General features: G+C 61.4%; 19 protein-coding genes. 1 reads left to right on the top strand and 18 read right to left on the bottom strand.

The window, feature by feature from the left end; genetic code table 11:
* Positions 1-234 precede the first annotated feature (234 nt).
* Positions 235-1,158, bottom strand: coding sequence for a glycosyltransferase (locus tag AC3CCE_RS07510; RefSeq protein ID WP_352534014.1), 924 nt, complete (start codon positions 1,156-1,158; stop codon positions 235-237).
* Between the two features lie 47 nt (positions 1,159-1,205).
* Positions 1,206-2,360 carry a pyocin knob domain-containing protein gene (locus AC3CCE_RS07505; RefSeq protein ID WP_352534016.1) on the bottom strand — a complete coding sequence of 385 codons (1,155 nt, stop codon included), beginning with the start codon at positions 2,358-2,360 and terminating at the stop codon, positions 1,206-1,208.
* 47 nt (positions 2,361-2,407) lie between these two features.
* Between AC3CCE_RS07505 and AC3CCE_RS07500 the strand changes: the two genes are divergently transcribed.
* Positions 2,408-2,806: a hypothetical protein gene (locus AC3CCE_RS07500; protein WP_352534018.1), complete on the top strand. Its 399-nt coding sequence runs from the start codon at positions 2,408-2,410 to the stop codon at positions 2,804-2,806.
* Here the strand turns inward: AC3CCE_RS07500 and AC3CCE_RS07495 are convergent.
* The 16 genes from AC3CCE_RS07495 to AC3CCE_RS07420 form a co-directional block, all read right to left on the bottom strand.
* Positions 2,759-4,930: a hypothetical protein gene (locus AC3CCE_RS07495; RefSeq protein ID WP_352624881.1), complete on the bottom strand. Its 2,172-nt coding sequence runs from the start codon at positions 4,928-4,930 to the stop codon at positions 2,759-2,761. The genes AC3CCE_RS07500 and AC3CCE_RS07495 overlap by 48 nt on opposite strands.
* A complete protein-coding gene (locus AC3CCE_RS07490; RefSeq protein ID WP_352624879.1) occupies positions 4,930-7,458 on the bottom strand; it encodes a glycoside hydrolase family 24 protein in 2,529 nt (842 codons plus the stop codon). Before AC3CCE_RS07490 ends, AC3CCE_RS07495 begins: the two co-directional genes overlap by 1 nt.
* Positions 7,459-7,461: 3 nt before the next feature.
* Positions 7,462-8,475 (bottom strand): hypothetical protein, encoded by a 1,014-nt coding sequence (locus AC3CCE_RS07485; RefSeq protein WP_031201276.1) that lies wholly within the window; start codon positions 8,473-8,475, stop codon positions 7,462-7,464.
* On the bottom strand, positions 8,468-8,860 hold the full coding sequence (locus tag AC3CCE_RS07480) for a GNAT family N-acetyltransferase (protein WP_081726051.1): 393 nt from the start codon (positions 8,858-8,860) through the stop codon (positions 8,468-8,470). The genes AC3CCE_RS07485 and AC3CCE_RS07480 overlap by 8 nt, the downstream gene beginning before the upstream one ends.
* Positions 8,861-8,907: 47 nt before the next feature.
* Entirely contained in the window at positions 8,908-10,491 is a 1,584-nt protein-coding gene (locus AC3CCE_RS07475) for a hypothetical protein (protein ID WP_352537089.1), read from the bottom strand.
* The gene (locus AC3CCE_RS07470; RefSeq protein ID WP_352534026.1) at positions 10,488-11,189 is read right to left on the bottom strand and encodes a phage adaptor protein; all 702 of its coding nucleotides are present in this window, start codon (positions 11,187-11,189) and stop codon (positions 10,488-10,490) included. The genes AC3CCE_RS07475 and AC3CCE_RS07470 overlap by 4 nt, the downstream gene beginning before the upstream one ends.
* 5 nt (positions 11,190-11,194) lie before the next feature.
* Positions 11,195-12,016: a hypothetical protein gene (locus tag AC3CCE_RS07465; protein ID WP_352534028.1), complete on the bottom strand. Its 822-nt coding sequence runs from the start codon at positions 12,014-12,016 to the stop codon at positions 11,195-11,197.
* 81 nt (positions 12,017-12,097) lie between these two features.
* On the bottom strand, positions 12,098-12,613 hold the full coding sequence (locus tag AC3CCE_RS07460) for a hypothetical protein (RefSeq protein WP_352534030.1): 516 nt from the start codon (positions 12,611-12,613) through the stop codon (positions 12,098-12,100).
* Between the two features lie 18 nt (positions 12,614-12,631).
* Entirely contained in the window at positions 12,632-13,648 is a 1,017-nt protein-coding gene (locus tag AC3CCE_RS07455) for a phage major capsid protein (protein WP_023831661.1), read from the bottom strand.
* A gap of 24 nt (positions 13,649-13,672) precedes the next feature.
* Complete coding sequence (locus AC3CCE_RS07450) at positions 13,673-14,836, bottom strand: hypothetical protein (protein WP_352534031.1); 1,164 nt, start codon at positions 14,834-14,836, stop codon at positions 13,673-13,675.
* 28 nt (positions 14,837-14,864) lie between these two features.
* Positions 14,865-15,086, bottom strand: coding sequence for a hypothetical protein (locus AC3CCE_RS07445; RefSeq protein ID WP_352534033.1), 222 nt, complete (start codon positions 15,084-15,086; stop codon positions 14,865-14,867).
* Positions 15,083-15,412, bottom strand: a complete 330-nt coding sequence (locus AC3CCE_RS07440) for a hypothetical protein (RefSeq protein WP_488377120.1) — start codon at positions 15,410-15,412, stop codon at positions 15,083-15,085. The genes AC3CCE_RS07445 and AC3CCE_RS07440 overlap by 4 nt, the downstream gene beginning before the upstream one ends.
* Entirely contained in the window at positions 15,409-15,660 is a 252-nt protein-coding gene (locus tag AC3CCE_RS07435) for a hypothetical protein (RefSeq protein ID WP_156939134.1), read from the bottom strand. The genes AC3CCE_RS07440 and AC3CCE_RS07435 overlap by 4 nt, the downstream gene beginning before the upstream one ends.
* Before the next feature lie 13 nt (positions 15,661-15,673).
* Positions 15,674-17,905, bottom strand: a complete 2,232-nt coding sequence (locus AC3CCE_RS07430; RefSeq protein ID WP_352537093.1) for a hypothetical protein — start codon at positions 17,903-17,905, stop codon at positions 15,674-15,676.
* Positions 17,902-19,434 carry a terminase large subunit domain-containing protein gene (locus AC3CCE_RS07425; protein ID WP_352624875.1) on the bottom strand — a complete coding sequence of 511 codons (1,533 nt, stop codon included), beginning with the start codon at positions 19,432-19,434 and terminating at the stop codon, positions 17,902-17,904. Before AC3CCE_RS07425 ends, AC3CCE_RS07430 begins: the two co-directional genes overlap by 4 nt.
* On the bottom strand, positions 19,409-19,915 hold the full coding sequence (locus tag AC3CCE_RS07420) for a terminase small subunit (protein ID WP_488377119.1): 507 nt from the start codon (positions 19,913-19,915) through the stop codon (positions 19,409-19,411). The genes AC3CCE_RS07425 and AC3CCE_RS07420 overlap by 26 nt, the downstream gene beginning before the upstream one ends.
* Positions 19,916-20,097 lie beyond the last annotated feature (182 nt).

Here is a 20,097-nt window from a genome sequence, read left to right as displayed (position 1 = left end):
GCCGTGAGGCAGAGATGTTTTATTTGGGGTTGGCGGTCGGCTTTGCGTTGGGCATCGTGGCAATGTCAGCTGCCGTTTATTATTGGACGCACCATGATGATTTTGAGATCAGGCGGGGGGAAGAGCGTTAGCAGCATAGGCCTTCCGCCGGCTAGCGGCGCACGCCTTGAGCTTTGGCGAAGTATTTTGTCATGGGAAACCTCCGGTTTGGGCATTGCCGCCCGTCCGGAAACTTTACGGAAGCGTTTCGCCGTCAAGAACGCGCTGGTAGAGGGCCAGGTAGGCTTTAGTGGTCTTTTCGATTGGGAATCGGTCAGCAGCCGATTCGCGGCAGCGGAGTGCGGACATCCCGCTGATCTCGTTCAGGCCGGTCGCGAATTCATCGTTACTGTCGAAAAAGCGTCCGGTCTCTGCGTTAACTGTTTCAGGTAGCGCGCCGCGTCGAGTAGTCAGTACTGGAGTTCCGCATAGCATTGCCTCGACCGGCGCCATGCCGAACGGCTCATCCCAAGAAATCGGGTTGAGGAAGGCTTTTGCCTCGCCCAACAGCCGCAGCTTTTCGTCACCGTCGACAGTCCCCGTGAAATTGAAACGACGCGAAAGGCTTTTGAGGAACACGCCCCGAGTCTTGCTACGCCCGAGCAACTTCCAGCGAGAGCCGCCGGCAACGTCGAGATCGAAGTCAAATCTCTTGGCGAGGTCGACGGCGCGACCGAGACCCTTTCCCGCTCTTGCGATACCGCCGAGAAACAACAGCCGACCGGTCTTCTTGTCGGCGAGCCGGTAGGCATCCACCGGGAACCCGTTGTAGACGAATGTCTGCCGGCCCTGGTGCCGGGCGTGGCTGGCGCTAACGAAACTCCAGTTCAGCCCTTCCCTTGGCGTATTCGGCACATAGCCGTGCAGCGTGTAGAGCGCTCGGTGACTGGTCTCGGCCTCGTACCAGCCGTTGAAATGCACAATGTCGGTATCTGGCGGGATTGCCGCCACGCTTTCGGGCGCAGATGCAGCGTGTCGAACCTCACAAAGGGGATGTGTAGAGCCATGGGCGGCAATCAGCGTGACCCGATGCCCCAGACCGACCAGCGTGGTGGCCAGCCAGTCTACTTGGCGCTGAGTGCCACCGTAACCTTTGCAGGGTATTTCGCCTTGAACCACGACAGTAGCATGCATTTCGCAGGTTTAGACGGATCCTATTCAGCAAGCTAGGCCCACGCCCTGAATACCAGCCTCCAGCTTGTGTTCGTTATGTTGGTAAGGCTTGCTCCGCTTTTAGCCATAATTCGAAGTGAACTGGAATTGGCGCCAATTCGAACATTCAAATTGGTTGTATCCGGAACCATGCTGATGGCCTGCACGGTAGCGTCAGTAGTGTTCAGCATAGGATTGATGGCGACTTCATCGCCGATCGAATACGCCAAGTCCGCAGTCGTGCACTGGATGACGGCGATGTAGAGCTTCGGCTTCACCCCTAGCCCATGCGCCAGCGTCAATGTGCCGCCGGCCGTGATGGTCTGCTGGGCGCTCTCGTAGGCTTTCTGCAGAAGCGCCGTGCTCGACTGAACGTAGCGGGCGTCTTGCTCGGCCTGAGACCACTGGATTTTAAACCAAGCACCCCACACGCCGCCGTTCTGGTAACGGCGCCAGATGGTGGTGTTGGCCGCCGTGGCATTCACAAAATCGTAAACCGTTTGGGTTCGGTAGCCGGCCGCCCCGTGTGCCTCGACCGTGCCGATATTCCACCCGGTGTTTGCCGCAGGGGCGTTGGCCGCCCCACTGCCCATATACCAGCCGTTGTCGACCGCAGTGTTCCAGTCGGTGATCGTCTTAGCCACCACACCAAGGCGCGCGGGGAGGTTGGCATCAGAGATTACTGCGACTGGTTGGCCAGACGCGCGGATGTAGGATCGAACACGCCAGTTGCCACCACCCAGGGACTGCGCCACGGCGGTATCACCGGCTGCGGCAACGATGTTGGCGGCCCCCGGCAGGATGAGCGTGGCGGCATTATGGGTAAGCGTCGCCGCTCCGGAGAAGGTCAGGAAACGCAAGACGCCGCTGGGCAGCACGCCCAAAGCGGTGATCACCGCCGCGCCCGACACCGTGACGGAGACACCGGTTGCCGCGGCCAGATCAGTCGTCGCAGCTGATGCGATGACACTGCTGGTCGTGTGCAGAGCATCATTGCCACCGACCGCCGAGCTCGCGCCCGTGCCGCCCATCGTGATTGGGCGCGGCGTGTTCATGATCGACAGAAGATCGGCCAAGAAGGCGTTGTACTTCCCGCTCTCGATCGTCGTGTTCGGAATCGCCGTTGTGTTCGGCGGCCATGACGTGACGCCGGCTCCATTCATAGGCATTGGCAGCACCTTTTGCTTTTTGGGGGATTGGTCTATGTTCCGCGCCCATGCGCGTCAGAATTCTTCAGGTCATCGCTGCCGTGATCACGATCGTGATCTTGGTTTTCGTTCACGATGTCCTAGCCGTCCTTGTGCGCATGCTTGAGCTGCATCTGATGGCAGGGCTTGTGGTGGGCGGCATCGGCACAATCGGCGCTGTCATGGCGGTGCATATGCAGAACCCGGCTGCGACTGCGGGAGTGAGCAAAGCCGGGCGATACCAGATATCGTTTGTCATTGCCGCATGCCTGGCGGGGACTTACGCCTTTTGGTTTGCCGCAGCGGACACGATAGCCAGCGGACGGCTATTCGTGGTCGGAGTGGGGGTCGGCATAGTTGCGATGTTGGCGCTCTTTGGTTCACTGGCGTTGTGGGATCGACGGACGCTGGCCCGACGACAGCAGTAAGGCTCGAGCGACATCGTCGATCTCTGAGGTTGGCAACCGCGATCCCGCGTTAGCTTTCAACAAGGCATCGATCACGGCGCTGTTGTTACTGGTCAGGGTCCTGGCAATCGCAGCGCGAGATGCTTCCGATTTGAGGCCGCTCAGCGCGTCGACAACTGCATTCACGCCCTTGACGCCTGTTGCGCGAGCCACGCCCGGAAGCCCTCCGGCCATATAGGCTTGAGGAACGCCGAACCCGTCGCCACCTTGACCTGTGAGCGCCTTCTGCGCCGCCTGCCGCGCAGCTGTGTACGAATTGCGGGTAACCTCATCGGTGGTCTCGGCAAAGAGTCGCTCCCTGTCCAGCAGATCGATGATTTTTCCGGCCCTCTCTTGCCCGAAGAGCGTCGATAGCCGAGCGCGATTCCAGTCCCCTTCGCCCTTGATGATCTGCTGAAGCGCGACCCGGTCGTTGGCTTTGGTGCCAACAATGCGCTCGATCTCGGCACGAGCTCCCTCGCGCAGACGAACCGGGACGGCAGACGGTCCGATCTGCAACCCCTGCGGCAAGGCGCCCTGGCTGGCCTCTGCCGCCAACTCTTCGGGGCGAGGCGCTTCTCTACCGCTGGATAGGACCGTCTGACCACGGCCGACCGCTTCCTTCTGCCTTGCGAGTTCGGCGTATTTCGCGTCAACCTCTTTGATGCCGGGAACAGACGCGCGAAGCTCGTCATCGACGGCCTGACGGGCTGTGGTCAGCGCGTTGACCGCATTCGTTCCCTGCGTAGTCTCCAGCATGTCATCGATCGCATGACGGGTGTTCAACAACTCGCTGGCATCGCTCACCAGCGTCGTCCCGGGCGGCGGCTGGCCGTTAGCGCGAGCCCTGGCAATATCGGCCGGCGTAGGCTGGTGGTCCAGCATCGCGCGGACGCGCTGAACGAGCCGTTGAGGATCGCCGCGCAGCGTCTGGGCTTCGGTCTCCAAATATCGGGCAATCGGCAGAGTGTCGACGGGGCCGGCATCACGCAAAGCTTCGCGATACTCCGGCGCCAGCGCCTGCTGATTGCGGTTGGCGCGATCGATGATGCGCGACGGCGTAGGAGCCTCGCCAAGGGTTTCGTCAAGTCCCGAGCGAATGCGCCAGTTGGCGTCAGCGTCGCGAGCGTTGATTGCCCCTTTTACAATCGATCGGCCTTCTCCGGGCAACGTCACCAAGCCGGCGGCCTGCTGCCGCATGTTGTCGCCGAGATCCATGACCATGCCCGATGGCCCGAGATCGGCTAGTTTCCCTCGCGCACCTGCGTCGAGCGCATCGTTCCCAAAAGCCTTTGCCATCATCGCGGCAGCAACCTTATCGACGCCGAGCGACTTCGCCGCACCTCGCAGGTTCCAGCCATCGGCGAGATATTTGACGCCCTTCCCGACCAAAGGAGCCACAGCAGGGGCAACGAGGCCGAGGCCCGCGCCTGTGGCAGCTCCCCAACCGGCCTCGTTCAGATCGCCACCAGAGCGGACTAGCGCGTCAGTTCCATTGATGACCGCGCCAGAGGCCGCACCCATTCCAAATTTGCCGAAATTAGTGGCGGCGTTAATGCCAAAAGCCTCCGGCGCTGCGGCCATGGCCGGTATCGTGCCAGCAACCGCACCAGTAATCTGAGACGCCCGATCCAGCTTCGGGTTCATCGACTTTTCCGCAGCGGTGCCGGCCTGAATTCGCTTCAGAACTTGGTCATAGGTCTCGTCAGACGCTCCTGCGATTGTCGCAGCAGCTGCCCGATCGACGCCGCCTCGGATCATTGGGCCCAAGATCGGGATGCCCTCCAGAATCCCGCCCGACGTGGTGCGCATTTTGCTCAGAGCATCATCGCCCTCGATCTTGTCGGTGAGCGAATTATAGCCAGGAGGCGCGAATGCTGGCACGCGGGCCGGCTGCAACGTCTCTTGGTCGACCCCGGCAATCGCGCGCTTTTGGTCGGGCGACAGCGCATGCATCTGTTGGGCGAGCGCAATGCCGGCTTGAGCGCGAGCATCGGGACCCGAGGATGCGCCCGCCTGGCCGAGCGCGCTCAGCGCGGTCCTTTCGTCGGGCGCGTCGACTTCGTAGGTCTTGCCGTCCGCGCCTTGAATTTCGAATGTCGCCATTATGGTTTCACCCTGATCCGAACACCGTTGCCGACATCTTTCCAGCCATCCGGATTTGGCGATGCTGCCGGAGCGTTCGGCTCGGCCGTCGTCCGGTCGACCGAATCCTTGATGCCTTCCAGCATGCGCTTCAGCTCTTTGACGCTGTTGGCCGCCCTGTCACCCGCCCCGCCAGTAGCTGCGGTGTAGACCTGGCTCGGAAGGTTCCATGCCCCGCCGTCCTTGGTCACGTCGACAACCGGGTCGTAGATCATGTTTTCCATCAACTGGAGATCAGGCCCGTTGAGAACGCCCAGATTGAAGAGTTCCTTCATCTGCAACATGATGCCCTGGCGGACGGTGTTCAGATTGTCCTTGGACGCGCCGGGCATTGCCTCGATGCCGGTCTTGGCGACCAGCTCCGAATAGCGGTCGAGTTCGCCGGTGATGGCATCGAACGCCTGGTCGACCGAGGAAACCCGGTTCCGCTGTGTTTCTGTCGGCTTCATTGTGCCTGGGATGACGGCTCCTGCAGAAGGAGCGGCCGAAGGCGGCGCAGCGACGGCGGGAGCCGGTGCCCCAGCAGCAGGAGGCGCTACCTGAGCGGGCGAAGTCACTCCTGGCGCGGCTGGTGCGGCAGGCACGACACCACCACCGGGAGCCTGTAGCCATGCCGGAAGGTTGGGCGGCATCTGAATAGGCACCATGCCATCAGGCGTCTGCACCATCTGCGTTTTTGGCTGCGAAATGATAGCGTAGGCAGTCGCATATTCTCGCGAAGCGGGATCGGCGGTCGAGAGGATGTTCCAAGCCTGCGCATCGAGGCCGTTGCCTTCGAACTTCGTCGGGCCGCCGCCTGAAATGCTTTTCGTCTCGCCGCTGGCCGGATCGAACAGGGTGTCGTCATCGAGCTTTTGCCACTGCTTCGGCGGAACGGCCAAAGACTTTCGCGCAGCCTGAATTTGCAGCTGCCGCAAAGGATCGGCCTCCTGCATTTTCTGCTGGAGCATCATATTGGCCATCGCCTTTTGCTCGGGCGATGCCCACGGGTCAGCGGCAACCTGCATGATCTGCTGAATAGACGGACCGCCCTGACCGGGCTGGATAGCGCCGCCAGTGCCGCCAGCCTCTACCGGGATGCTGGACAGGTCTTGCTGCGGAGACATTGCCTGAGCGACCTTCTGGACGCCGGGAGAGGCTGGCGAGGCCTGCTGCGGCTGATGAGCGCCCGCGAGAGCCGCAACTACCGGCGACGGGGCTGCCGCTGCTGGTACGGGCTGCTGAGCCGCGCTGAGGGCCTGCACGACGCCACCGCGACCGCTCAGCAGTTCTGGGCTCATCATTGTTGACAGCACGCGCTGGCCGGCCGGCGTGGTCGCAGCAGGATCGCCGGGGCCGGGATTGGGCAAAGGCGCATCAGCATTGACCGGAATCCATCCCTGATCACCAGTCGCGCCGGCCATGCCAGTTGTCTCGACAAACTGATAGGTCTTGCCGTCGGCGCCCCGGCGAACTTCACCAGCTGTGCCAGACCCTTGCGGAGCGCCTGGATAAGTCGGACGCGTTGCGGGTGCCATCGGGTCATTAGGATCGAGCGGAGGGAGGCCGCTGGGATCATACGCAGGAGCCGTGGTGCCGGGTGCCATGGCGGTGAGGGGGGCTGGGGCTGGTTTCATGCCAGCGGAGGGATCAAGCGAGGCAACCTGAACTGGGTCTTGTGACTGCTCCTGCTGAGCCACCTGCGCTGCCTGTGCGGGTGTAGCGCCAGCGCCAAGCGCCTTCTGATAGGTCGCAACGAACCTGTTCGTGTTTGTCCCCTGTTCGATACCACCGGGAAGGCTCGTCCACGTCCCGCTCAAGACCTGGCCGACCTTGGCGATTGCGTCAGGATCGCCGGAGTGAAGAACGTCATCAAGCACTTGGCCCGTTTTGGCCTTGTAGGTCTTAGCGGCGAGGTTCCATGCAGCCTTATCCTGGTTGACTGGCGAGAAGTCGGGCAAACCGAGTTCCTTCGCCTCATCGTCCCATGTGGAGCCAAGAAACTGATATTTGCCGGCGGCCGACGAGGTGCGGCCAGCATTCGGCCCTGTTTGGATGCGCACCGCCTGGTTCGGATGGTGGGAGAAATCATCGAACTTTCCGCCGCCATAGATGACGTTGTAGCGACCGCCGCTTTCTGGGCCGGAAATCGTGTTGAGCAGCGCCTTCTGATAGGGCTTTGCGTCTTGCCATGCGAGTTGGTCGCCGCCGTAGTCGGCCGCGCCGCTCGCGGAGGCCGCAACTGGAGAGCCCGGGGCCGCCGGGAAGGTGCCCGCATTGATCATGCCGCCAAACGCGTCGGTTGCACGGGCTTGTCCGGCGGTCTCTGCCGCGTCGGCGCGCCTGTTGAGCACATTCTGCACGATGCCATCGCCGAGCGCGTTCAAGCCCTCGCCGATGTTCTGCGGCGCGCGCTGGGACGTCATCAGCGCCTGGACAATAGCCCGCTTCTTGGCGACCGACGCAGGCGTCTCGCCCTTCTCGGCATCGAAGATGAATGACAACGCCATGTCTCAGGCCCCCAACGACAGAGCTTTGCCGTAGTCGACCTGGCGATAACCGTCAGGCCGACGCGAAACAGCATCGGGTCGCACCTTCTCGACTTCGCTGGCCATGAGCCCAAGCCGCATCGGAGCGCCCTTTGCCTCGCCTTTGTAGTGGAACTTCCACAGCCCCATTTCCGGGGTGATGTCGGCGAGCCGTTCCTTGTCCTTTTTCGCGTCGTCGTCGGACAGTCCGATGAGCTTGCTGCCGAGACCGAAAAGACCTCCGACCAAGCTTCCGGTCTGCGCGTTTTTTGCATTCACTGCGTCGACGCGCTGCTGGTAATTCTGGTTGATCAGCCCAGCGTTGTCGGTCGTCGGAATGGTGCTGCCGGTATAGCCGGCGGCCTGTGGCGAACTGACCTGCGAGCCGGAAAGCAGCGCCGTGATTTCGTTGATCGGCTGGTTGCGGATCGCCTGCCCTTCCGCGAACGCCTGCCCATGCCCCGAAAGGATTAGCTGGTTGTTGGCGTCATTGACGTTCTGGCCTTGCTGGGCCATCGCTCGGTCATAGGCGGCCGAGCCAAGTTTGATGCCCTGATTTGAGAGCTTTGTTGCCAAGGCATCTTGTTGTTGAGCCAAGATCGGATCGAGGCGCGCTTTCCCGAGCTGCAGCAGCCGTGCTTCGGTCGCATCGTTTGAGCCGTCGAAGGGCTTGGCCATGTAATCGTTCAGGAACGACGACTGATTGTTGGCAAGGGTGCCAAGGTTCAGCTGCGCCTTGTCGGTCTGATCCTTGATCGCCTGCTGCGCAGCGGAAAGCGTCGTCGTCGCGGTGCGCGTCGGGATTTGATAGGTCTTGCCCGTATAAGGATCAGTGATCGATTGCGTGCCGCTGTTCGTATAGGTGATCGTGCCATCAGGCCCGACCTGATTGGCGTTGTTCAAATACGAGTTGGCAATAGCAGTCGAGATGTTCGTCCCGGTCGACGCCGCGGATGTTTCCTTGGGATCTGGCGGCTTAGGTGCTGAGGCTTTACCCATTTGTCTTCCTCGTAAAACGGCCGTTGCGCCAGTCTTCTTCAGTGAGCGTGAAAACGTAGCCGTCTTCGTCGCGGCCGCGCATGCGCTTGATCAGGTAAGGGGTGAAGCCGAAGGCCTTCGCGATTCGAACCATGCGCTCGTTCTTTGCGGAAACCTGCAGAACCACCATCTGGCAACCGATCTGGTCGAACGGATACGAAAACATGATGTGGCGGACATCCGCCGTCAGCCACCGCGGCGTTTTCGAAGCGCTCGAAATCTGGATCAGCCCCGGGCCTGGTTGAAAGTCATGAAACACCATGCCGGCGACGAGTTCGCCGGTTTCGTCATCGCCCACGCCGATCGCCTGGCATTTGCCGAAGCCGGTTTCGCAGCCCGGCGTCATGTCGGCCACGAACCGAGCGACCGCTTCGCTATGGCCGAAAATCAGTTTCAAACGACCACCGAACCGACTTCATAGGTCATGTCGATCGCGACGAGCTCGGCATCAGGCGTCGGCGTCACACCACAGGTCACCTGCACCTGAGGCGCGATGGCAAAGCCCGTCAGGCCGACAGAGACCCATTTCGTGGAAACCGTCTTCGTTGCGCTGGCGTCCCACTTCGCAACATCCCAGAGGCCCAGATCCCATTCATCGAAAACGACATCGTCGGCAACCGACGACGGCGCCGAAGGCAGTGAGACCTGATAGTCCTTCGAGACTGAAAGCTTGGCGATGAATTTGCGGCTGGCCAGGAAGACCGTCCGCGCCATGTGAACGATCTTGCTCCGCGCCGGCGACTTCATGTGATCGAACAGGCCAACATAGGTGCAGGTATAAGGCGAGCCATCATCACTGCCGCTGACCTCGCACTGCATGATCTTGCCGTCCGACGTCCCAAAATACGCCCAGCCGTCATGCAGGACTAGGCATCGCGTATCCCAGCCTGTGTAGTCCGCCCATGCTCCAGTTTGCAGGTTGACGACGAAGCACCTCGCATCCTGTCCGACATCCGCCGGCAGCGAGACGATTGCCATGTTGAACAGCGGCCACTTCAGGATTTCCCAAGGCAGATTGGCGCGCGCCGCCGCCTCACGGCGCCAGTCCGGTTCTATGTTGCGGGAAACACTAATCATGGACAGCGCGGCACGATCTTTCTGGATCGCCTGCGAGATCGGGATGATGCCATCATCCATGCCGATCAGCAGTTCGCCGCCAGCCTGCATGACAGCCCGTTTGCCGCGAGGCGGCGACATGTCATAGCGGCCGACGAGCGACCAGTCATTCGGATCGGCGGGGTTTGCACCCTCGTAGACCGCTACCTCGCCCTTGGTCGAAACGAACACGCATTTGTCGTCGACACCGTCGCCGGCATCGAGCGACCAGGTGCCGCCAAAAAGCAGCGATCCGCCCTTCTGGAAGACACCGGCAAGTGAGAGATCGACGGCGGCGCCGGCAATGGTGTCGACTGGTAGAAACCACGCCGTAAGGCTGTTTTTTTGGATGAAGAATTCGCGGTTGCGATAGGTCCAGACGTGCGAGAGCTTGTTCGTGGCAATGGTGCCCAGCGCGGCCACCGTCGTCCATGCCGTGCCGTCGAATTGGCGCATGCTGTCCGTGCCGTTCACCGCCGACAGGTAGTCGCCGCCAGCGGTCTCGAACTGCACATAGGAGAAATAACCGCTGGTCAGCCCGGAGACCACGGGGGCCGGCGCTACATTGGGGTTGGCAGGGTTCGTGACATCGAAAATCTTCGTGCCATCCGCCGCGAACATGAACCGGCCCGGCGACGCGTCATAGGACATCATGCTGACCACTGCGATAGTGCCGATCGTCGCCTTCTTCTTCTCGCCGCCGCGCAATCGGATGCCGGTTGTCGTCGGAAACCAGTTCTCGAGGACGCGGGCACCCTGCGGCTTCGATGCAGCGAGATTTTCATTCGAAATCTTGCCCCGGATCGGTGCTGGAAATGTAAGCGTGCTGTGCCGCTGCTGCGATTGGGCCGCAACAGGGACGCGCCTGAAGCCGGCCCTCATGGCGTGATTACTCCCGGGAAGGCAAAGTCAGCATCGATCGTCGAGCGGCGCCCACCGACGGCCAGAATGTTGGAGCCCTTGTCAGCGCCGGCTGACACCGAGATGGCATCCTCATAGGTCGCCATGTCCTCGGAATAGGACTGCCCCTTGTTGGCCTTCCATTGCCAGATCATGCCGAGTTTCAACACGCGCTCATCGAGCCGGAACACGTCATCGTCAGCCGTGAAAGCTGCTTTTGTGGCGCCGTCCTTGTCCTTGATGATTTTGTTCGTCAGATAGTAGAATTGCGCCGTGGCCGGGTTGGGGATGGCGGGCTTGATCTGGATCTGATCGCCGATCATCGTCCAGGCGCCGACGAGGATCTGAAAATTCTGCACCGCCAGGCCCAGCCACTCGTCGCTGTCGGGATAGTGCGTGAGCGATGTATAAGGGCTTGCCGACGGCCAGACGCGTGCTTTCTTCAGCATGCGCTGGTAATCGACCGGGAGATTGAGGCCGGTCGAAACGCCGTCGCCGGTGAGGGTGGCAAGCGTCTTGAGTTTGGTCCAGTCCCGTGTGTCGAATGCGATCCTCTGCGCCATCTCGTTGGCGAGCGACTGCAATTCGATATCCTCGCGGTCGGTCGACGAAAAGACGGCGGTCGGCACGGTCAAACCGATGACCGTGCAGACATCCTTGATGACGCTGAGGATCGTCATTGGGATCAGTCCACCATCGCCAGTTCCTTGGCGGCGGCCACCAAGGTGTCATGGTTCGGATTGCCGCGAGGGCGACTGCCGGTTTCCTTGGCGATGTAGACCTTCAGAGCTTCATCATCCATCGCCTCGATTTCGGCAGCGGTTGGCGGCGTGGTCGGCTCGGTCTCTTCGTCGCCGTCCTCGTCCTCGCTAGTTTCCTCGTCGTCGTCGCCGGGTTCATCGTCGGCGGCGGTATCTTTGGCCGTCGCGCTGGCGCCCTCCAGTGGCTTTCCCGCTTGCATGAACTCCTCGCGCAGCCGGCGTTCATCCGCCAACTGCTGGGTCAGGGCCGCGACCTGAGCCGCAAGGTTGACGATGTCGGCGCTGCCGGCCGCATTGTCGAGATAAGCCTGCGCCTGGTTCTTCAGTTCGCGTCCGCCCATGCCGAGCTGCTTCAGCGGGGTGCCGTCCAGCGAAGCAAGCTGCTCGACTGTGTGGACGCCGAGAGCCTTCAGTTCGCGGCGCTTGCCTTCCTTCAGGAACGGCGCTTCGGACAGCGGCGTGCCGGAGAGCGGCTGAGAGGTTCCGTCTTTGAAGGCGAGATATTGCTTGTTGTAGAGCTGCGCATACGTGACGAGACCGCCGCCGGCCGCGATGCTCTCGCGCGTGGCGTTCGGTTCGGCATCATGTGCCGGATAGGTCGCCTTGGTCTGGCGGTTTGCCGGGAATGAAAGGTCGCAGACCTCCATATCGGTGAAGATCGGCCGGCCGGCGGACCTGCTGGCTTGTTCGTTGGGGATGACGTGATTTCGAAAAACGACGTTGACGATGTTCAGGTTCGCACTCATGGCGAAACTCCTGTCTGAGAGGGTGCAAAGAAAAACGGGAGCCGAAGCCCCCGTTTCAGTGTCCTGTTGGAATTGGCCCGTTTACGCGGCCAGAGCGTCGTCGACGTACGGTCGATCGATCTCGAACTCGCCGAGACCGGCAGACGGTACGCCGATCGCAGAAGCGCCCTTGGCGTTCTTGACGCGGTCGCCAGCGACAACAGCATCGTCGACGCTGCCGGCGGTCGCCGTGGCGTAGACGTTGGCATTGTCGAGGAAGCCGACCAGAGCCTTGCCGATCGCCTTGCCCTTGATCTGATACCAACCGAACTGGCTGGCGACATTCGCGGACATGGCGACTGCAACGGAACCGATCATGTCGGGGCCGAGGAGCACCGTCGACCAGTCGTCAGGATTGTAGAGCACCCACGAGCCGACACCGGTGGTGGCGACGCCGGCGAGATAGATGAACTCGCCGACGCCGTAGACCGGATCTTGCGCCTGGATGATCTGACCCAGCCAAGGGCCAGGAGTGGAGCGCCCGGCCGCCGTAGAGGCCGGGAGCGTTGCGGCGATCGGCGGGAGACCGAGGTGCGGAGTGTGAGGAACGTAAGCCATTTTTCTGGATCCTCTCCTTTACGCGGCCGGGTTGCTGTCGATGAGCTTCCACTGGAACAGCGGATTGTTCATCGTCAGTTCGCCCATGAAGCCGATGTACTGGACATTTGCGTCCTGATTGATCGGCATCATGGATTTGCCGATCTTGTTGAAGTTTCGTTCCGGGTGGTAGCGGAGCCAGAGCGTGTCGGTGTCCAGACCATAGGTCGTGTTCGCCGGCATGTTGGAACCAATGCCGCCTTCCTGGACGATTTCAGCAGAGCGACCGGCGCCGAAGTATTTCAGCGACGTGAAGCCGAGCTTGCCGAGCCCAGAAACATCGTTGACGCGCTGGATTGCCACGGTGGCCGCGTCATAGGCCGCGTAATGCTCCGGCGACATCAGCAGGAGATCGGCGGCCCTGGTGCCACGCGAGCGCTGCGTCATGATCGAGTTGAGCATCGGGCGAATGGTGGTCGCCGTGACCTGCGTTCCGATAGCCGGGAAGGCAGAGTTCGCGTCGAACACTGAAGTGCGCCAAATCGCGTTGGCGCCGCGGTCGATTCCGGCATAGACGCCGGAGTTGACCACAGTCGGAACCGCGAGCTGGAGGCCGCCAAGTTCCTTGCCGCCGAAGCGAGTGCCGTTGCCGTGGAGCGAGATATCGACCTCGTCCTGCAGCTCACCTTCCGCAGCCTCGATATGAGACTCCAGAATGTCCATGAGCTGGTTTTCGCCCTCGTTGTTGAGGATGTCCTCGTTCGCGAGAGTGACGGCAACCGCGCACATTTTCGGCGAGTATTCGGCGTCGTTGAACAACTCGGCCGGAACCGGGTTGAGGAAGTCGAAGCCGTTATACCAGACCGCCGAACCCGTCTTGGTATAGAGCAGGCGCTGGCGGATCTTCGGGCCGGAGTATTCCTTGAACTTGCCCTTGCGCTTAAGCACGTTGAGCAAGGCGTTGGAATTGGAGACCAGGTCCTGGTAACCCGAGGCTCGATCCTCAAGCGCCAGAGACAAAATCTCCTGGTTCTTTTCTACGGAAGTAAGAGCCATTTCGGCCCTCCTTTTTGCGATGGATTATCCGATCTGGGACACAGCCCGCCGGAGCGAATCCTTGATTGAGGTGGAAGCCCGCTTCGTTGCCGGGTCTGAGCCAGCCGAGGGCGCGCCTGTGATGGATTTCTGGCCCTTCAGGGTCTGAGCCTGCGGGTCTTGAGCGGTGCGCGTCTGAGGCGCTGCTGAAACTGTGGTTGTCGATGCGGCCGGGTCGGGATTGAGCATTTCCGCGAGCTTGTAAGCTTCGGCCAGATTGGCGGTTTTGCCTGATTTCAGGAAAAAGGCGATGTCTTCGGCCAGGTCCTCAAAACGGGGATTGTCAGCCGCGAATTTCTGCACCTGGGCGTCGATCGTTGCGACATGCTGCTGCTGCATCGTGCTGGTCACGCCGCCGACGCTATGCTTGAGGGTCTCGATCTCGCGCTTGAGCTGCTGGATGGTGGCGTCGTTCTGGCCCTGCACCTCGTCCGGCTTCTGGCCCATGACATGCGCAGCGAGCTGGCGAAGCGAGATGCCGGCATAGTCGCAAACGGCTTCAATGCCCTTCAGCGGGTCCGAGAGTAGCGTCCGCTCCAGATTGGTGTAGCGCGTCATCGCATCGCGCATCGTGGTGTTGTTCTTGGTGGCCAGTTCGTGGAAGTCACGGACCTTCTCGAATTCCTCCGCTGGCACGCGGTGCTTTTCGATGCCGGCTTCAAGCTCGCGGATCGAGCGGTGAACGGCCGCCTTGACCGGGTCGGGAGCCTTCTCCCATTCGGCCATCGCAGCGGCATCGCTCTTGAAGCGCGCTGGCGCCTCGGCATGGCTGGTTTGCGTCTTGCCGGACTCGGTTTTGGCTGTCTCTGCCGGCTTGGCAGGCTGCTGAGTGGTGTTCGCGTGCTTGGTAGGCTTCGGATCGGGAAGCGTCTTGTCGGTCTTGTCAGCAGCCTTCTCGCCCGGCTTGGGCTGGGTCTCCACCGGCGCAGGTTTCTTGCCGGTGTCGGTCCCTTCGGCCTTGGCTTTCTCATTGACCTTTTCGGCCGCTGCCTTCAGCGCTTCCCGAGCGGTCGGGGCCTTCTTCGCTTCCGGTTCCGGCTTGGGCTCGGCGGTGTTTGGTTCGGTGCTGATCGGAGTCGGCGTCTGCACGTCGTCGGCAACAGTCGAGATTTCGGCGGGCGCCGAAGCGCCTCCGTTCAAGTCTTCCATGGGATTGCTCCGTCTGAGGGATTGCTGGTTACTGGTGGTCCTGGCGCATCAATTCCAGCGCCTGGTCAATGTGCTCGCGCGTGATGCCGCGCAGAAACTTGTCTTCCATCTTCGCCTGAATGTCGTTCGGGATGATCAGGGACAGCGCGCCCTCAATCATGGCGACACACAAGACAGCCTGCTGGCCAATATCGAGGCGACTGGCTTTGAATGATGCCTCGATCGCGTTGGCGAGGCCGGCGCTGATCACGGCGCCCGGACCCGTTCGCCGCGGTCAAATCGGGCTTTTGCTTTCAGCACTGTTTCTTTGATCGCCTTACGGTCGATCTTCGGACGCTTGCGGGGCCGCAGCCGTGCCGGATCGTTGCCAACTTCCTCGAGCCCGGCGGCGCGGTAAGTCGCGCGAAGAGCCGATTTCGAGGTGTAGACCTTGCCGTCGTGCATTGATTGGACTTCGGACATGGTGTCCGAATTGATCATTGGCGCCGATAGATGCGAGCGCTTCGGCTTGGTGGTATCCACCTTGCGGAAAACCTGCCGGCCGTCGCCGAGATTGATCCACGTGTAAGCCATCACAGGCCGCTGGTCCGCTTCAGCAGAGTTGCGACGCCCGGGTTCACATTGCTTAAAGCAAGCTTGTGCGCATCGAAGACACCGGCGTTGATCTGCTTGGCCAGTTCCTTTGCCTGCTCGCCAGGCACCCCAACGGACATAAGCCGGTCGACGTTGCCATTGGTGAGGCCAGCATTCATCTGGCGGGCTACTTCGACCGCCACCGGATATGACATCCCGCCCCGGCAGAGTTCATCAGCACTGACTGGCATGGTGTTGTCCTTGTCAAAGTTGAGCAGCAGCTGGCTGAGGCGCGGCGTTCTTCTGCGCTTGGCCGAGCACCTGAAGGCGCAGCTTTTCGATTTCGAGCTGACCCTTCTGCATGTCCTGCTCGTGCTTCTGAGCTGCGGCGGCCGCGTTCGCCTCGATCTCGCGGATGCGGATATCGGCCTCGCGCTGCTTTTGCGCGGCATCGGCGTTGATCCTGGCGATATCGGCCTCCGCCTTAGTCCTGGCGATTTCCGCGTCGCTTTGGGACTTGGCCATTGCGGCGTCAGACTTGGCCTTTTCCACCGCCATCTTGCCTTCGTTGGCCTTGGCGTCAGCTTCGGCCTTACCTGCACTGGGATCTGGCCTAGGCTGGGAACCCATCGCCTTCATTTGCTCGGCGAACTCGTCGATCGTCGCATCCATGCTGCGACCGGGACGGAACGGCGCCATGGCGAACTTCAGCACCTCGGCAGCAAAGGGAGCCGTCTCGGGTTGCGCCTGCACCATCGGGCCAAGCTGGGCGAGCGTGCCAGCCAGTGCCGTCAGGAACTCGCTGCGGCGCTGCTTCTCGGCGTTCTCGTCGGGCTGGATGGTGCTGTCTGTCTCGATGTCGAGACTGAACGGCCGGATTTTCTGGTCGTGCAGGAAGTCCATCACCTGGTCGATGGTGACGGTCTTTTTCAGCTCCTCGATCTGATTGGCGATCTCGGCAATCTGGCCCTGAGCCTGCTGCATGATCTGCTGCGCGGCTTCCGGGTTCTGCTTCGCCATCGCGGCGACTTCAGGATCGCTCGACGCGCCCTGCAATTCCTTCTCGATGCTCTTGGCCTGGGCCTCCAGCGGCTTTACCTGTTTGGCGATATCGGCATCGCTCGGCAGTTCCATCTGGCTCATTTCCAGCAGCGTCTTCGACTGGAAATTCTCTGCCATCACCTCGGCGATGATGCGCGCCGCGTCGCGAGCGATGCGCACCAGCTCGTTCTGCCGGTCGCGAATGCGGACAGAGCCGTATTGCGTCTTGATCTGCTGCGCGCCGAGCGTTTCGTTCGGGTTGCTCTCGCCCCGCATGATGTCCGACAGGCCGCTGATCTGGTAAATGTCCTCGATGAGCTGCTTGCGAAGCGCGATCAGCTGCGTGATGGTCGACGCCACCATGTCGGTCGGCAGCCAGACAACCGTGTCCTTGGCCGATCCATTGCCGAACGCGGCCCAGTTGCTGACCGGAACCATGATCTGGCGCGGATCGCGCGTCTTAACCGCAGCCTCGATCGCATCGCCGATTTCACCAGCGCCGGCCGGATAGAAGCCGCGCACTTGAAGCGCTTCGGTCAATGCCGAAATGCGGTTGGTGATGTCGTTGATTTCCTCGATCTGGTCTTTGTAGAAGACGTAATCGGGGACCGGGATAAGGCTCTCCGGCTGCAACGTCCCGTAGGCCGGCTGCGGACACGGGAAGAAGTTTTCCAGCGTCAGGTGCGGCGCGCCCTCGTCCAGCACGACATCAACGCCCGGTGACAGCCACACCACCTTGTTTTCGGACTTCGACCACAGTTCCCAGACCCGCGCCTTCAGCTTGCCGTCGGTGTTGTTCTTGTCGTCCTTGCGCTTGGCGAACTCGGCATCCTGATAGGCGTTGCCCGACGTCGCCTTGAAGCGCTTGCGCATCTCTTTGCGCGTCATCCATGCGCCGCCCGCGACCCAGTCCACTTCCTTCCAGTTTCGGGCGGGATCATGCACGAAGTCGCGACGGTTCTTGTGCTCGATGCAGACGGTTTCGGTGTAGCCGTTCTCTCGGCTCTTGGTCTCGTACCGGATCCACATGCAGCCGCGCGCAATCGTGGCCAGGTCGTCTCGCACCAGCCGCATCACGCCGTCAATGTTCTGCCGATCGAACGTCACCGCCGTCGAGCGCTCGACAAGCTCCGATGCCGTGCGCGGGAGCGGCCGCCTGTCCTGAAAGCGCGGCGCGACCACCGGAACCGGTGGGCGGGAATACATGGAAGGCTTCAGGACTTCGATATTGGCCCAGAAGATTTGAAACTCGCGGTCTCGGGTGACGTTCGCCAGGCGCTCCAGATCGGCATACCGCTTCTGGATGTTGGTGCACCGTGTCTGATAGTCGGCAAAGCCGGCCTTCTCCTGATCCGTGATCAGCTTCAGCCAGCCCTTGGAGGCCTTCGGCTTCAGCGACGGGTCGACCGCATCATCTGCAGTGTTGTCGATCTCGTCTTCAGTGTCGTTGATCATATGCGAATCCTTCGACGCCCGTTGCCGTCGTCAGGCACGCCGGGAAGCTGGACATAGCCCTGTGGCACCTTGGGAGCCGGCGTCTTGGTCTTGGCTGCCCATGGCCGCGACATGCACGCGTAGCGCGTCTCGTCGGCCGCATGGTCTTCCTGGTCGCTGTTGAGGTCTTCCGGGTTCGCCTCGTCGTGCTGCAGCGCCGGCAGTGTCCGAATCGTGTGGATGCAGGTCTCGAAGAAGAACAGCATCGCACGGCCGTCCTCGTCGCCGGTCAGTCGGCCGCGCAACTGGTCCCAGCCGCCCATGGCACCGCGTCCAGCCGCTCGCTTGTTGTCGGCGCGTCGGAAGGTCGATCCGTTGGAGTTGGTCCCGTTAGCCATGCGCTCGGCGAGAGATGGCCCGCCGTCCTGGCTGAAGGCAGCAGGGTCAAGCACGCCATAGCTAATGGTGTCGTCATAATCGCGCTGCCGGACACCGGCGCCGACTGCTTCGGCATGCAGCTTCAGACCGGTGTTGGGCAGATAGCGGCCCGACTTGTCGATCTTCACGCCATAGCATTCGCGGTACTTGATGAGCGCGCCGCGCGGAATGACGATGCCGGGCGCGCCAGCCACGCCAGACGGCACTATCGTGTCGTCGGACGCCACCGCATACCACCCGAAAGAGAAGGGCTTGGCGCTGCCCCAGTCGCCCGCCCTGAAGCGTGTCCAGTGGTCTGGAATTGTGAACGGTTTGACGACATGCCGGCGTCGTTCGAAGTTGTCGAAATAGGCGCCCTCGACCACATCCCAGTCGCCATAGCGCATCGCGCGCACCAGGCTTTCCGAACCGAGACCCATCAACCGGCTTTCATAGCCGGGATCGTTGTCGTTCATCGACGGGTTGTCTTCGAGCTGCGCAGGGATGAACTGACGCTGCATGCCGCCTTCGCTGACTTCGGCCTTGTACACCTTCAGCGGCAGCACGCCGTCAATGAATGTTGCCTTGACGAACTGGTGACCAATGCCGCCCGGATTGGCGCCACACAGGATGCGCGGGAACCGGCCGGCGTATTGCGGTGGAACCTTGATCCCGACCATGCGCACGCGGTTGCGGAGGAACCGATAAATCACTTCGGTGAAGTGGGTCAGCTCGTCGATCAGCAGCACATGGATTTCAGCGCCCTGATATTTGAAACGGTCCTTCTCGTCCTTGCAGTGGCAAAGGTAGATCCTCGATCCGTTCCAGAACCGAATTTCATCCTCGACGATGGTGACGAACCCGCATTCCACCCAGCCGGCGAGCATCTGGCGAAAGCCTTCCGGGCCTTCCATGTGGTTCTTGATCAGGTCGTCGCGGATGCGGCGGAAGAGATAGACCTGAAGGCCTGGGATTTCGGCGCACCACGTGATGGCGGCCGCGCGCATCAGGTGCGACTTGCCACCACCAGCAGCACCGCCATAGAGCGCTTCGGTTGCTTCCGTCTCGAATGCCAGCGCCTGCTTGTCGTGCAGGTCGAGATTGATTTCAGCTGCGGCTGCGGAGGCGGACATTGACCACGGGGACGAGCGCAGCGCCGTCCTTGCCAGTGAGCTCGACGCGTTCCTTGAACATGCCGAGATGCTTGCCCAGGTCGACCAGCGCCGATTTCTTGTCGTGCATCTTGATCTTGATACCGGTTTGGGTGAGCGAAACCTCGGACACTGCGGCGGCCGTGTCGTCGTCAATCTTGTCGCTGCCGACCAGCTCGACCGGATAGATGCCTAGGCCATTCGGCTTTGCGTTCTCCGATTCCGTGTCGATCGGGCTGCGGCCCCACTGCACCGCCTTGCGAATGTCAGAAAAGGCTATCTTTGCCAACTCGGCCACGATGCGTTCCTGAGTGACGCCGAGCTTCTGCGCGATGGCCGCTTGCCTCGCTGCGATGGCCTCGCCAACCATAACATTCGATAATAGGCGCGATCCCTGCACCTGAGCCGTCAATTCGCTGTAGCCGGCCCGCTTTGCCGCCTGTGTGGCGTTCAGGTCGATCATGAATTCTTCGACGAAGCGCGCTTGCTTCGGGGTTAGCTCTTTTGCGGGCATTGAGGCACCTTGCGGTCTGAGCGCATGCAGGAACTTGTGCGTTCTAAGACGCTATGGTTTGTTGGAGCTCGTGTGTGGGAGTGGCGACTTGGACGATAAGACAACTGGTGTTCGTATCGAACGCATCGACG

This window comes from Mesorhizobium sp. P160187, from assembly GCF_057766425.1.
Note: the sequence above shows the minus strand (reverse complement) of the source record. Positions and strands in the feature narration are given on the sequence as shown.

Excerpts from the sequence above, each read along its gene's own strand:
- AC3CCE_RS07455 (WP_023831661.1), bottom strand. The coding sequence starts at position 13,648 with ATGGCTCTTACTTCCGTAGAAAAGAACCAGGAGATTTTGTCTCTGGCG.
- AC3CCE_RS07495 (WP_352624881.1), bottom strand. The coding sequence starts at position 4,930 with ATGGCGACATTCGAAATTCAAGGCGCGGACGGCAAGACCTACGAAGTC.
- AC3CCE_RS07470 (WP_352534026.1), bottom strand. The coding sequence starts at position 11,189 with ATGACGATCCTCAGCGTCATCAAGGATGTCTGCACGGTCATCGGTTTG.
- AC3CCE_RS07465 (WP_352534028.1), bottom strand. The coding sequence starts at position 12,016 with ATGAGTGCGAACCTGAACATCGTCAACGTCGTTTTTCGAAATCACGTC.
- AC3CCE_RS07435 (WP_156939134.1), bottom strand. The coding sequence starts at position 15,660 with ATGCCAGTCAGTGCTGATGAACTCTGCCGGGGCGGGATGTCATATCCG.
- AC3CCE_RS07450 (WP_352534031.1), bottom strand. The coding sequence starts at position 14,836 with ATGGAAGACTTGAACGGAGGCGCTTCGGCGCCCGCCGAAATCTCGACT.
- AC3CCE_RS07500 (WP_352534018.1), top strand. The coding sequence starts at position 2,408 with ATGCGCGTCAGAATTCTTCAGGTCATCGCTGCCGTGATCACGATCGTG.
- AC3CCE_RS07490 (WP_352624879.1), bottom strand. The coding sequence starts at position 7,458 with ATGGCGTTGTCATTCATCTTCGATGCCGAGAAGGGCGAGACGCCTGCG.
- AC3CCE_RS07475 (WP_352537089.1), bottom strand. The coding sequence starts at position 10,491 with ATGAGGGCCGGCTTCAGGCGCGTCCCTGTTGCGGCCCAATCGCAGCAG.
- AC3CCE_RS07430 (WP_352537093.1), bottom strand. The coding sequence starts at position 17,905 with ATGATCAACGACACTGAAGACGAGATCGACAACACTGCAGATGATGCG.
- AC3CCE_RS07420 (WP_488377119.1), bottom strand. The coding sequence starts at position 19,915 with ATGATCGACCTGAACGCCACACAGGCGGCAAAGCGGGCCGGCTACAGC.
- AC3CCE_RS07460 (WP_352534030.1), bottom strand. The coding sequence starts at position 12,613 with ATGGCTTACGTTCCTCACACTCCGCACCTCGGTCTCCCGCCGATCGCC.
- AC3CCE_RS07425 (WP_352624875.1), bottom strand. The coding sequence starts at position 19,434 with ATGTCCGCCTCCGCAGCCGCAGCTGAAATCAATCTCGACCTGCACGAC.
- AC3CCE_RS07480 (WP_081726051.1), bottom strand. The coding sequence starts at position 8,860 with ATGACGCCGGGCTGCGAAACCGGCTTCGGCAAATGCCAGGCGATCGGC.
- AC3CCE_RS07505 (WP_352534016.1), bottom strand. The coding sequence starts at position 2,360 with ATGCCTATGAATGGAGCCGGCGTCACGTCATGGCCGCCGAACACAACG.
- AC3CCE_RS07485 (WP_031201276.1), bottom strand. The coding sequence starts at position 8,475 with ATGGGTAAAGCCTCAGCACCTAAGCCGCCAGATCCCAAGGAAACATCC.